The organism is Arsukibacterium sp. (assembly GCF_033722355.1).
Taxonomy (GTDB): domain Bacteria; phylum Pseudomonadota; class Gammaproteobacteria; order Enterobacterales; family Alteromonadaceae; genus Alishewanella.
In genome coordinates this window covers 18,868-32,570 of record NZ_JAWVZF010000015.1, presented here as the reverse complement: position 1 = coordinate 32,570, position 13,703 = coordinate 18,868, and the positions used below count along the sequence as shown (strand labels likewise).

Here is a 13,703-nt window from a genome sequence, read left to right as displayed (position 1 = left end):
ATTCGCTTAACTGCTGTGAAATCAACGTAACCATACCGGTATCATGGGGTCTGGGCGATACTTCTGAGAAATAGACCTTATCCCCTTTAATAAACAGCTCCACCCCGAACAAACCGTGACCGCCAAGCGCTTCTACCACGGACCTGGCATAGCGTTTTGCTTCGGTCAGCGTACTATCGCTCATCGCTTGTGGCTGCCAGCTTTCACGGTAGTCCCCCTTTTCCTGACGATGGCCGATGGGTGCGCAATATTGAATCCCGGTCAGCGAATTTACAGTAAGCAGGGTAATTTCATAGTCAAAGTCAATAAAACCCTCCACTATTACTCTACCCTTACCGGCACGGCCACCTTCCTGAGCATATAACCAGGCAGCATCAATATCAGATCCGCTGCGCAGCACGCTCTGACCTTTGCCACTGGACGACATTATCGGTTTAACCACACAGGGATAACCAATCGCATTAACAGCGGCGACAAAGCTGGCTTTATCATTGGCAAATTGAAATGGCGACGTGGTCAGTCCCAGCTCTTCAGCCGCCAGGCGGCGGATCCCTTCACGATTCATGGTCAGATTAACGGCTTTGGCACTGGGCACGACGTTAAAGCCACTGTCTTCCAGTTCAATCAGCACTGATGTTGCAATAGCTTCCAGCTCCGGGACAATTAGTCCCGGCTTTTCACTGATGACCAGTTGGCGCAGAGCCGCGTTATCCAACATGGACATCACAACCGCTTTGTCTGCCACCTGCATTGCCGGCGCATTCGGATAACGGTCAACGGCTATCACTTCACATCCGTAACGTTTTAATTCAATGCATAATTCTTTGCCAAGCTCGCCCGCGCCCAGCAGTAGTACTTTGGTGCTGCTGGCAGTGCCAGGGGTACCAATCTGTTTAATTTTTCCGTTAATATCACCTGAAATAGTGCTCATTTAACTTTCACCATTGGTCGGGCCGGATTACTCCAGTCTACATGGAACATTTTACCTTTGGCTTTATCGGTACGCTCAAAGGTGTGGGCACCAAAATAATCACGCTGCCCCTGTAGCAGGTTGGCCGGCAATACTGCCGTCCGATAGGAGTCGTAGTAGCTTAAAGCTGAGCTGAGTGCTGCCACCGGAATCCCGGCCAGGGTGGCATTGGCTACGGCTTTACGCCAGTTTTGCTGATAGACCGAAATTTGTTTGGCAAAAAACGGATCAAGCAGCAGATTTTCCAGTTCGTCATTGCGATCAAAGGCCTCGGTAATCGACTGCAAAAATACAGCGCGGATAATACAGCCCGCCCGCCAGATTTTAGCAATTTCAGCAAAATTAAGCTGCCAGCCATGCTCGTCTGCGGCCGTTTTCATCAAATGAAAACCCTGAGCATAAACACAGATTTTGGCGCAGTACAGCGCATCATGCAGCGCCTGAATGATTTCCTCTTTCTGCCCTTCAGAGAGGATGTTCTGAGCCGGACCGGCTAAGACCGTTGCGGCTTTGACCCGCTCATGCTTCAAAGCTGACAACGAACGTGCATAAACAGCTTCGGCAATCGTAGGTGAAGGGCTACCCAGCTGCAGACTACTGACTGCCGTCCAAAGGCCAGTGCCTTTCTGCCCTGCTTTATCCATAATGACATCAACCAGGGGTAAACCGGTTTCCGAATCTTTGGTGGCCAGCACCTCGGCACTGATACCAATTAAATAGCTGTTAAGCGGACCGTCATTCCACTTTTTAAAGACATCAGCAATAGTGGCAGAAGTCATTCCCAGAATATCGCGCATCACCTGATAAGTTTCACAAATCAGCTGCATATCAGCGTACTCAATACCATTGTGGACCATTTTCACATAGTGGCCAGAACCGCTCGGGCCAATGTAAGTCGCACAAGGCTCGCCTTCGGTAACCGGATTACCTGGCTCAAACCGTTCTATCGGTTTACCGGTTGCCGGGTCAACTTTAGCGGCAATGGCTTGCCACAGTGGTTTAATCCGGGTCCAGGCGTAGGGATCACCACTTGGCATCAGTGACGGGCCAAACCGGGCTCCGACTTCACCGCCTGACACGGCGGTAGAGAAGAAAATAAACTTACCTTCATATTGTTTTTCGCGGGCAACAGTATCTGTCCACAGGCTGTTACCGGTATCAACAATAATATCATCAGCCTGAATACCGGCGTCGATAAGTTTGTGGCAGATATCGTCAACCGGCTTACCGGCAGGTACTGATAACACGATTAAATGTGGTGCTGATAAGCGCGATAATAGTTCAGTGTATGAGCTGCAACCAATAACCCTGGCAGGTTTATCGCCCCGCTCAGCTTTGTCCTGCGCTAATACAGCTTCCAGTTTCTGATGGTCTAAATCAAAGGCAGCTACCCGGTAGCCATTGTCGGCCAGGTTTAAAATAAGGTTTTTGCCCATTACCCCGGCTCCGACAAAACCAATGTCACAAAGTGGCGCTGTATCAGTCATCTGACGATCCTTTACTTAGTGGTGCTAAGCCAACAACAGGCTCGGAAAATGGCGCGCATTATACGGTAAAACTATCGATAAACCTACAACCTGCCGCTCCCCTTATCTGAGGTAATATTCAGTGCCAGACAGAAACACTGTGCGCGGCCTGTAAATAATCGGTATGAATAGTATTATCGTTTGTCAGTAAGCCATCTTGGTGGGCGGTATCAAACAACCGGCGCCAGCCAATGCCATCCGGCTGCCCGGGCAGCTTTAATGGTATCGTCTGTGCAGCGCCATTAAACACAAAAAACAGCGCCTTACTATTTTGACGGTTAGTAATTCTGAATAGGCAGATAGCCCGTTCAGGGTCATGCCAGTCGTGTTGTTGCTTTTCTGTGCCATCGGCTAAAAACCAGCACACGTCATGCTTATCACCATGTAACTGATAATGATCATCCTGCAGGGATATTTGCTGTAAACAGCTGAACTTTTTGCGCAGTTTCAGCATTTGAGCGACAAACTGCAGAAATCTTTGTTGCTGCGCCCCCAGCTGCCAGTTAAGCCAGCTTATCGGGTTATCCTGACAATAGGCATTATTATTACCACCCTGGCTGTGGCTCAGTTCATCGCCGCCCAGCCAATGGATCATCCCCTGACTTAGCAGCAAAGTTGCCGCCAGATTACGTTTATGCTGATAACGGCTGGCAATAATCTGTGGCTCATCAGATGGCCCCTCCACGCCGTGGTTAGTACTTAAATTGTGGCTGTGGCCATCCCGGTTCTGCTCACCGTTTTGCCAGTTATGTTTGTCGTTGTAACTGACCACATCCTCTAACGTGAATCCATCATGGTATGTCAGAAAATTAACACTGGAACTGGCGGGTTTATGGTGCTTCTGAAAAATATCACGCGAACCCAGTAACCGGGTGGCGAAGTCAGCTAACACGCCTTTATCGCCGCGCCAGAAGGCCCTGAAGGTATCACGGCATTTATCATTAAGTTCAGACCAGTTGGCCGGGAATTGCCCCAGATGATAACCAAAAGGGCCAACATCCCACGGCTCGGCAATCAGTTTTGCCTGCGATAAAACCGGATCCTGAGCGATAATCTGAAAAAAACTGGCATACGGATTAAAACGTTTATGCTCCCGGCCCAGCGTGACCGCCAGATCGAAGCGGAAACCGTCAACCTGCATGTCGGTTACCCAGTAACGCAAGGCGTCCATTACCAGTTTCTGAGTAGCCGGGTTGGCAATATTTAACGTATTACCACAGCCGGTAAAGTTACAGTAATTCTGATAATCAACCATCTCCGCATGGCTGTGAAACAAATAATAGTGCCGGTCTGCCAGGCCACGAAAGCTCAGAACAGGGCCATCGTCGCCGGCCTCAGCAGTATGGTTAAATACCACATCCAGAATCACTTCTAAACCATGCTGGTGCAAGGTGCGCACCATCTGTTTAAATTCACTGACCGCATCCTCCAGCTGATAACGTGGGTCAGGTGCAAAAAAATTCACCGGGTTATAGCCCCAGTAATTAGTCAGGCCCAAAGCTGTTAATCTGGGCTCTGCCATAAATGCAGCGACAGGCAGCAACTGCACCGTTGTAACGCCAAGCTGCTGCAGATGGCTGATAATACTGGCATGACATAAACCCAGATAAGTACCACGTAATGCATCCGGCACCTCGGGATGCAGCATGGTCAGTCCCTTAACATGGGCTTCGTAAATCACTGTTTTTTCTCGGGAGATTACCGGCTTAGTGCTTCTTTGCCAGTCAAATGCCGATTCCTGCCAGTTAAACGCCGCCGGATCTAATACACCTTTCGCTAAGGCGAGATGGCTTTTCTGCCGGTACGGCTCATTCTGCCAGACCTGAGCCCGGTTAAGCTTTCGGGCATAGGGATCGATCAGTACCCTGTCTTTATCAAACCGTAATCCGGCCCGGCTATCTGCCGGACCAGCGGCTTTTAACGCGTACAGGGTACCATCACGAACATCACTGACCTGCAAATGCCAGATATTGCCGGTTCGTCCGGTAAAGGCCAGCTCCGCTAGCTCCTCTTCTGTATCCGGCTGATATAAACACAAAAAAAGTTGAGTTGCGTCGGGTGCAAAAACGGCAAAGTTCCAGCAATTTTCTGCCACTTTACTTGGCCCGAGCGGATAATTGCGACCATGGGCTGTGTTAAGTATTGCGGCAAAACTGGTGGTGCTGTCGGGCATTATTGCTGATCCTTTTTCCGGATATATAAACAGGCCAACGGTGGCAGATTTAACCGGATAGCCTGATCTTTACCCTGCCATCCCGGCGGCTGGGCCAGCATTTGGCCAGCCACAGCATACTGGCTTCCCCAATAGTGCTGACTATCAGTATTAACCAAAATCTCGTATTCACCAGCCTGCTCAACCCCCAGCATCACGTTGTCACGCGGTACCGGAGTAAAATTGGCAATCACATAAATAGCATCGCCAGTCTGATCACGCCGGATAAAGCTTAATGTGCTATGCTCAGCATCATTATGATCAAGCCAGCTGAACCCCGCTTGCTGATAATCCAGTTCATGCAGCGGCTTGCACCGCTGATAGCAGTGATTTAAATCACGATAAAGCTGTTGGATCCCCTGATGCTTAGGATATGCCAGTAAATGCCAGTCCAGGCTGCGATTATGATTCCACTCCCGGCTTTGGCCAAGCTCATTACCCATAAAATTCAGTTTTTTGCCAGGATGAGCAAACATAAAGGCAATATAGGCTCGTAGGTTCGCGGCCTGCTGCCATTCATCGCCCGGCATTTTATTAATCAAACTGCCTTTACCATGCACCACTTCATCATGCGATAACGGCAAAATAAAGTTTTCGTTATAGGCGTATACCATTGAGAAAGTTAAATCGTTGTGGTGGTATTTGCGATAGGAAGGATCTTTACTGATATAACGCAGACTGTCATTCATCCAGCCCATATTCCATTTAAATCCAAAACCCAGGCCGCCGCTGTCAACAGGACGTGATACCTGCGGAAATGAAGTAGACTCCTCCGCGATCGTCATCGCCTGCGGAAACTTGCTATACACTTCGCTGTTCAGCCATTTAAACAGGCTGATGGCTTCGTAGTTATGATTGCCACCGTCAATATTAGGGACCCATTCACCTTCATTGCGGGAGTAGTCCCAATACAACATCGATGCCACAGCATCCACCCGGATGCCGTCAATATGAAAATGCTCCAGCCAGTATAAGGCACTCGCCACCAGAAACTGTCTGACATAATCTTTACCGTAATCATAAATACAGGAATTCCAGTCAGGGTGCCAGCCGCGCCTCGGATCGGCATATTCATAAAGATGACTGCCATCAAAGCGGGCTAAACCGTGGCTATCTTCCGGAAAATGAGCCGGCACCCAATCGAGTATAACGCCAATACCCGCCTGATGGCAGGCGTCAACAAAGGCTTTAAACTGGTCAGGGCTGCCAAAGCGCGAGGTAGGCGCGAATAAACCGAGCGGCTGATATCCCCAGGAACCATCAAAAGGGTGTTCCATCACCGGTAATAACTCAATATGGCTGTACCCCATTTCCTGCACATAAGGTATTAGCTGCTCAGCCAGCTCGGTATAATTAAGCGGCTGATTATCATCTTTACGCCGCCAGCTGCCGATATGCAGCTCATAAATACTGATGGCGCTGTGATAAGGATTAACAGCCGGCCGCTCGCGCCAGGTTTTATCCTGCCACTGGTAGCTGTTATGATCGAACACCAAAGATGCATGAGACGGATATTGTTCCGCAAAAAATGCCATCGGATCCGCTTTATGTGCCAGCAGATGGCCGTGTTGATCTTTAATCTCAAATTTATAACGTGCCCCGCTACTGACTTGTGGCAATACCAGCACCCAGTGTCCACACTCTGTGCGTTCCATCGGATGACAGCGACCATCCCAGCCGTTGATATCGCCTATCAGACTGACGCTGCTGGCGCTGGGTGCAAAAACCGCGAAGCGGGTGGCGCACAGTGGCATGCCATCGGGCTTAAGACTGATGAGCTGAGCACCAAGCTGGCGATACAGGTTCTCTGGCTGACTATGAACATGGTGCACAGCATAAAACGCCTGTTCTCGAAACTGATAAGGGTCAATACAGCGATAAGTGTTATGCGCGTCAGTCACCTGAAAATAATAAGCACAGGCCTTGCGTTTACGTGGCAATACCAGCTCAAAAACACCACTGTGTTCAGGATGAACCGTTAGCTGACCAAGAGGTTTGTCCGTCTTTAATTCATAAGCTTCAACGGTCAACGCATGCGGCAGATAGGCACGTAACAGTAAACCGGTACCTTTGGTACTGTAGCTGTTAGGCTGCCACCCCAGTAAAGCAAAAGGGTGGGCACAATTTGCCTGATGTAATTGCGCTAAAGTCATCATCTGGGTCCTTCTGTTAATCATCGCATTGCCGCTTTATTTATTGTTCGGCCCGGGCTTTGGTCACATCTGCCAGTAACTGCTGAATATAAGGTTGCTGGCTCCATTGTTCTGTTTCACGGCTTAATTTACGCCGCCAGTTAGGGTATTCATCACTGGTTCCCGGCACATTTACCGGTTGCGTCATTTCAAGCCAGTCTTCCAGCTGCAAACAGAGTAACTGGCTATTGCCGGCAGCAAGATGACGTTGCAACGCAAAATTCAGGGTCCGATCCATCCCGAGATTATCCACAGACCGCGGATAATCAGCCGGTAACATACCGTGGCCATGCAGAGAATCCAGAATTCGCTGTTTATTGGCATGACGCTGCTGATACAAACTTTGCAGTTGCTGCTCGTTCTGATATAACCCCAGTTGCTGCCCGAGTTTCAAATCTTCACAATGCCAGAAGCCAATTAATGTCGGTAAGTCATGAGTACTTAATGTGGCCATTGCCTGCTTCGGATAATGCGCCGGCGAAATGTAACCGCCATCCGTCGCCGTCTCGAAAAAGAAAACCCGGTACGAATAAATGCCGTAATCCGATAGCAGGTCGCGGATGCCGTCCGGTACGGTTCCCAGGTCTTCACCAATAATGACGACCTGCTGACGCTGAGATTCCAGTGCCAGTATGCCCAGCAAATCCATTACCGGGTAATAAACATAGGCTCCGCCACCGGCATTGGCTGCGGTTTTCGGCACCCACCATAACCGCAGCAGAGCCATCACATGATCAATTCGCAGCGCGCCCGCGTGCTGCATATTACTGCGAAATAAATCAATAATAGGCTGATAAGCCTGACTAAATAACTGATAGGGCTGCATAGGCGGTAAGCCCCAGTTCTGACCGGTGGGCCCCAGGGGATCCGGTGGGGCACCAACGCTGGCATTACGGCAATATAACTCAGCATTGCCCCAGATTTCGGTTGAAGCCTCACTGACCCCTACCGCTAAATCCCGGTACAACCCTATTGTCATACCTGCTGTTTTTGTCTGCTGCTGAACCGCTTCTAACTGGCTTTGGGCAATAAATTGCAGATAACAATAAAAATCCAGTTGCGATTGATGCTCAAGGGCAAACTGCCGGACCGCATCACTATCGGGGGCCCGGTACTGTTCAGGCCAGTTTGGCCAACCCCAGTAATTGTGGTTCTGTTGAATTAAGTAAGCGTGTAGCGCATCGTACAGGGCCAGCTGTTGTAAACTGGCACCACCTAACCGTTTGAAGTTGGCAAATTCAGCGGCTAAATGGGCTTCTTTACCACAGTGCTGGATAAACCACTGATACAAACTCTGCATCACCGGCAGTTTCAGCTGCAGCACACCACTATAGTCAACCCAGTCACGCTGGCGCTGTGCAACAACCTCAGCGCCAAATCCCTCAGAGCTGACCAAACGCTGGGTGGCTGAACTCTCGTTAAAACCTGGCATCGCGGTCACATCAATATAAATAATATTCAGCCAGCGCCGCGATGAAGGGCTGTAGGGGCTGGCATTTTCTGGCATCGCAGGATATAAGGCATGGATCGGGTTCAAACCAATAAAATCAGCGCCATCGGCAGCCAGATATGCCACCAACGAACTTAAATCACTGAAGTCACCAATACCCCAGTTGCGCGCTGATCGCAGACTGTAGAGCTGTACTGACACTCCCCACTGTTTTTTTCTTTTAAAATCATCTGGCTGATAGCACTTTCCAGGACTGATGATTAATCGCTGGACAAATTCAAAGCCGGTTTCACTGCAGCTAAGTGTCAGCGTGTGGTAACCGGCACTGAGCGGATAATCAAGTTTGTGCTGGTACTGCTGATACTCTTCGTCTTCAATAACAGCCACCTGCACCAATTCACCGGCCACCGGCTCAGTGCTGAACTGGTAGCTGCTCCCCTGCTCGGTTTGTAAGTTAAAGTCAAACCGGTTATTTGCCAGTGCCAACGGCACCTGCAGCTCGAACGTTAATGGCTGGCCCTGCAGTTGTACTGACACCGGCGCAAGAATTTGCTGCCAGAAATCCAGCTGCCGCTCTATGAGTTCTGCCCTTGCCATAGCGTCGTCTGCTATATTAAAACCCTGTGCGGCAAGTAGTGCCAGCTGATCGGCACTGGCAACCTGAGTGGGGTTACCCCAGGCATCGTTAAATTCGGTTTCTATTCCGGAAAAAGCAAGCAGTTCAGCCTGCAGGGCGGCATCCATTGTTTATTCCTTATTACTAACAGTAACTTGGCAAACATTTATCGCAACCAGCGTAAATGCAGCCAATTCAATTTACGTTATTAAATTACATAAAACCAATTTTTTGCCGTTTTAAACTTGAAAAAAGCCAGCAATAATGTAATTTTACTACAAATTAACCGCTGAATACGATGCTATGAATACGTTTTCAGCCTCATTGAACTCAAATTAACTCTGGAGTCGCTATGTCTGTTCGGGTTGCAATTAATGGCTTTGGTCGTATTGGCCGCAATGTGTTGCGTGCCTTGTATGAAAGCACTAAAAACTACGATATTAACATTGTTGCCATTAACGATTTAGGCGACGCCGCGATCAATGCTCACTTGCTGAAATATGACACAGCGCATGGTATTTTCGCTGCCAGCGTGTCGCATGACAATGATGCTATTTATGTCAATGATGACCAGATAAAAACCCTAAGCGTCCGTAATCCGGCCGACTTGCCCTGGGCCGATTTAAATATAGATGTTGTGTTAGAGTGTACCGGTTTATTTACCGATCGCAAAACAGCCGGCGCACATTTAACTGCCGGCGCCAAAAAGGTGATTATTTCTGCTCCGGGTAAAGATGTTGATGCCACTGTGGTCTATGGTGTTAATCATCAGATTATTACACCAGAAATGACGATTATCTCTAATGCTTCCTGCACGACCAACTGTCTGGCGCCTATTGCCAAACCCTTGTCAGATGCGCTGGGTATCGAGTCTGGTTTAATGACGACCATTCATGCTTACACCAACGATCAGCGTTTAAGTGACGTCTACCACACCGATGTGCGCCGGGCCCGTGCCGCCGCAATGTCAATGATCCCGACCAAAACCGGCGCAGCCGCCGCTGTCGGGTTAGTCGTGCCAGAGCTAAAAGGCAAGTTTGATGGCCTGGCCGTGCGGGTTCCTACCCTGAATGTGTCGCTGGTTGATTTAACCTTTATTGCTGGACGCGACACCAGTATTGAAGAAGTCAACGATATTATCCGCGCAGCGGCAGCACAAAGTCCGATGAATCAGGTTCTTGCCGTTAATGATTTGCCACTGGTATCAGTAGATTTTAATCATAACCCTATGTCCTCTATCTTCGATGCCACCGAAACCCGGGTCAATGGCCGTCTGGTCAAAGTCATGTCGTGGTATGACAATGAATGGGGCTTTAGTAACCGCATGCTGGATAACGTTATAGAACTGATGAAGTAAGACATAAAATTTGTTACGTTACAGCCAGCGTGATGCTGGCTGTTTTATTTGGCTCGCGGATAAAATAGCAGGACAGCGACTGGCCTGATGACCATACACTGAGGAGCGCGCTTTGCTGCATAATACACTCATTAGCCAAACCGGTTTCGCAAAACTTGTTGATCTGCCCTGTCTGCAGCTTCGATTTGGCCGGGCCAGTGCAGTGATATCCTTATACGGTGGCCAGGTTTTGTCTTATCAACCTCAACCCGGTAATGAGATATTATGGCTGTCGGATAAAGCGCAGTGGCATAACAATACGGCAATCCGGGGTGGAGTGCCGGTCTGCTGGCCCTGGTTTGGTCCCGCTGTACCTGAGATTAACCCGGATAACCTGCCGTTACCAAACCATGGCTTAGTGCGTAACCGGTTATGGCAGTTAACAGACAGCAAGCTTTGCGATGACAAACTTAGTGTCACCCTGGGCATATCAGTAACAGACCTGCCAGCGGCATTATGGCCAGATGGCGCTGTGGCGCGACCGGTCAACCTGTCACTTTCCCTGACACTCAACAACCAGGCGCTGGCACTGCAATTAAGCTGCGATACCGCGCTGTATCAACAGGCTGCACTGCACAGTTACTTCCGGATAAATCAGCTGTCGCAGACCAGGGTAACAGGGTTAAGTCATTGCTATTTCGATAAGGTCAGAAATGCGAAGCAGGCCTCACCCTCCTCAGAAACTTCTTTTAACGGAGAAACAGATCGCATTTATTACGCAACCGGCAAACAGTTGCAGCTGACCGATGCAGAATCATCTGTCATTATTGAACAATATCACCACGATGCTTCTGTTATCTGGAATCCATGGCAACAAAAAAGCCGGGCACTGCCAGATATGGCAGATCAGGGCTTTACTGAATTTGTCTGTGTTGAGACCGCCAGACTTAATTTAAAGCCGGCAACCGGATTAACACTTGGTCAGACCCTGATGCCACTTTAACGCTGGCCTTGTAAAAACTGCTTTAAATCCTGTTGCGGATAACCGAGCTGGTCGAGTAATTCCGGCAATTCGTCCTGCGGTAAAAAAACGCTGTCAAAATGCTCTAGAATAACCGTTAGGTCAGCTCCCTGGTCACGCAATTGCTGGGCGGTGGCTAAATGAATATTACGGACAAAATCACTGGTCATAATGGTTAGCCTCTGATTTGCTTTTGTCTGTGTTGCCTGCTCATCCTGAACATTTTTTAGCCAGTTGACAAGCTTTAAAATCACCTTTTTACCAGCTAGATCTAAATTGCTCATTTATAGAAAGTTTTCGCCCGTCGCTCAACAGAAGCGTCAAGTTCAGTTGCCATAACATCGCCTGGTCGCTACAGGCACCGAGTAAAAACTCTGCCTGCCACTGCTCTGTATCACCGGGTAGTGGCGTATTAAGCTTTTGAAAATGCAGGGGTATCCGACCCATATACATGCTTACCCCGCTAAGCTCTGCACTGATAACATTAACAGGTTGCTCGCTTTGCAACGTCAGCAACAAAGGGGATTCCACCGGGGCTGATGCCGGACTGAGCGTCAGCAGCAAACCGGCTTGCTGCTGCAACACCCTGACACTGTTCTCTGCGGGCTTTGGCTGACAGCCTGTTAACAGCAACAAACATAAACATAAAAAAATAAAATGAGGCATCGGTCACTTTGCACAGGTGAAAAACCAGCAGTTTACCGGCTTTTAAGCAAAAGGGCGAAATCGTGACTACAATTGGCTACTTATTGCACAACGACTTTGTTCTACGTCATAAAATGGGTGTGTTTACCTATCTTTTGAAAGTCAAAACTCGTATCATTTCGCCCAAAATTCAGTGGCTGCAGCAGCAAGGTTAATATGGTGTTAGCTGTCCACTTTATAACAAAAGGGCCACCACAAGGTGGATTTTAGTAACCAGCATAACTGCAGCGGAACTCAACATGAGCCAGACCAAATCGTTAAATGTTGAATACAACTATAGCGTTGTCCGCCTCTTTGCCATCACTACCGTCTTATGGGGTATTGTCGGCATGGGGGTGGGCGTATTACTCGCAGCCCAGCTTTACTGGCCGGCATTAAACTTTGATATTCCGTGGCTGACATACAGTCGTTTACGGCCACTACATACTAACGCCGTTATTTTTGCTTTCGGCACCAGTGCATTATTTGCAACCTGCTATTACGTTGTTCAGCGAACCTGCCAAACCCGGCTTTTTGCTGAAAAACTGGCCATGTTTACTTTCTGGGGCTGGCAGGCCGTTATCGTCGCAGCAGCCATTACCCTGCCAATGGGTATGACTCAGAGTAAAGAGTATGCAGAGCTGGAATGGCCGATTGACGTGCTGATTACTATCGTCTGGGTGTCGTTTGCTATTGTATTCTTTGGCACCCTGGTCAAACGCAAAACCAGCCATATCTATGTTGCAAACTGGTTCTACGGTGGCTTTATTATTACGGTGGCGGCACTGCATATCGTTAACAGCATGGTCATTCCGCTCAATTTATTCAAATCCTATTCAATTTATGCCGGTGCCGTCGATGCGATGGTGCAATGGTGGTACGGCCATAACGCGGTTGGTTTTCTGCTAACGGCGGGCTTTCTTGGCATGATGTATTACTTTGTGCCAAAGCAGGCAGGCCGGCCTGTATATTCTTATCGGCTGTCAATTGTTCACTTCTGGGCACTGATTGCACTTTACATCTGGGCAGGTCCACACCACCTGCATTACACCGCATTGCCTGACTGGACTCAGTCGTTAGGGATGGTAATGTCAGTTGTCTTATTTGTACCAAGCTGGGGCGGTATGATTAACGGTATCATGACCCTGTCCGGTGCCTGGCACAAACTGAAAACCGACCCCATTCTGCGTTTTTTAATTGTGTCGTTATCGTTTTATGGTATGTCGACCTTTGAAGGGCCGATGATGGCGATTAAGTCAGTAAACGCGCTGTCTCACTACACCGACTGGACTATCGGTCATGTTCACTCCGGCGCACTTGGCTGGGTCGCAATGATTTCTATCGGTGCAATGTATCACCTGATACCGGTTGTTTATAACAAAGTGGGTATGTACAGCACTAAACTGATTAATACCCACTTCTGGTTACATACCATAGGCGTGGTACTTTACATTGTCGCTATGTGGATATCGGGTATTATGCAGGGCATGATGTGGCGCGCAGTTAATACGGACGGCACCCTGACTTACAGCTTTGTCCAAAGTCTGGAAGCATCTATGCCGTTTTATCTGATGCGTTTTATTGGTGGCGTCTTTGTAATTACCGGCATGCTGCTGATGGCATATAACGTTTACAAAACTGTCCGCAGTAAAGATGAAGTGGCACAAGCTGTGCCAGTAACGGCATAAGGGGCAGG

At 48.8% G+C, this 13,703-nt stretch carries 10 protein-coding genes; 3 read left to right on the top strand and 7 right to left on the bottom strand.

Annotated elements, in window-relative coordinates:
* The 5 genes from purT to malQ form a co-directional block, all read right to left on the bottom strand.
* Positions 1–931: formate-dependent phosphoribosylglycinamide formyltransferase (gene purT, locus R3177_RS03300; RefSeq protein ID WP_318969614.1), on the bottom strand; the 931-nt coding region annotated here is incomplete at its 3' end.
* Positions 928–2,457 (bottom strand): NADP-dependent phosphogluconate dehydrogenase, encoded by a 1,530-nt coding sequence (gndA, locus tag R3177_RS03295; RefSeq protein WP_318969613.1) that lies wholly within the window; start codon positions 2,455–2,457, stop codon positions 928–930. The genes purT and gndA, both read right to left, overlap by 4 nt.
* A gap of 118 nt (positions 2,458–2,575) precedes the next feature.
* The gene (gene glgX / locus R3177_RS03290) at positions 2,576–4,669 is read right to left on the bottom strand and encodes a glycogen debranching protein GlgX (RefSeq protein WP_318969612.1); all 2,094 of its coding nucleotides are present in this window, start codon (positions 4,667–4,669) and stop codon (positions 2,576–2,578) included.
* Positions 4,669–6,864: a 1,4-alpha-glucan branching protein GlgB gene (gene glgB, locus R3177_RS03285; RefSeq protein ID WP_318969611.1), complete on the bottom strand. Its 2,196-nt coding sequence runs from the start codon at positions 6,862–6,864 to the stop codon at positions 4,669–4,671. The genes glgX and glgB overlap by 1 nt, the downstream gene beginning before the upstream one ends.
* Before the next feature lie 37 nt (positions 6,865–6,901).
* On the bottom strand, positions 6,902–9,094 hold the full coding sequence (gene malQ / locus R3177_RS03280) for a 4-alpha-glucanotransferase (protein WP_318969610.1): 2,193 nt from the start codon (positions 9,092–9,094) through the stop codon (positions 6,902–6,904).
* A gap of 224 nt (positions 9,095–9,318) precedes the next feature.
* On the opposite strand from malQ, the gene gap reads away from it, so the two are divergent.
* Both gap and R3177_RS03270 read left to right on the top strand, forming a co-directional pair.
* A complete protein-coding gene (gene gap / locus R3177_RS03275; protein WP_318969609.1) occupies positions 9,319–10,323 on the top strand; it encodes a type I glyceraldehyde-3-phosphate dehydrogenase in 1,005 nt (334 codons plus the stop codon).
* Positions 10,324–10,435: 112 nt separating this feature from the next.
* Positions 10,436–11,305 carry a D-hexose-6-phosphate mutarotase gene (locus R3177_RS03270; RefSeq protein WP_318969608.1) on the top strand — a complete coding sequence of 290 codons (870 nt, stop codon included), beginning with the start codon at positions 10,436–10,438 and terminating at the stop codon, positions 11,303–11,305.
* Here R3177_RS03270 and R3177_RS03265 read toward each other — a convergent pair.
* Together R3177_RS03265 and R3177_RS03260 are read right to left on the bottom strand one after the other, a co-directional pair.
* A complete protein-coding gene (locus tag R3177_RS03265; protein WP_318969607.1) occupies positions 11,302–11,493 on the bottom strand; it encodes a hypothetical protein in 192 nt (63 codons plus the stop codon). The genes R3177_RS03270 and R3177_RS03265 overlap by 4 nt on opposite strands.
* 88 nt (positions 11,494–11,581) lie before the next feature.
* Positions 11,582–11,959, bottom strand: coding sequence for a hypothetical protein (locus tag R3177_RS03260; protein ID WP_318969606.1), 378 nt, complete (start codon positions 11,957–11,959; stop codon positions 11,582–11,584).
* A gap of 308 nt (positions 11,960–12,267) precedes the next feature.
* On the opposite strand from R3177_RS03260, the gene ccoN reads away from it, so the two are divergent.
* Positions 12,268–13,695, top strand: coding sequence for a cytochrome-c oxidase, cbb3-type subunit I (ccoN, locus tag R3177_RS03255; protein WP_318969605.1), 1,428 nt, complete (start codon positions 12,268–12,270; stop codon positions 13,693–13,695).
* Positions 13,696–13,703: the final 8 nt, after the last annotated feature.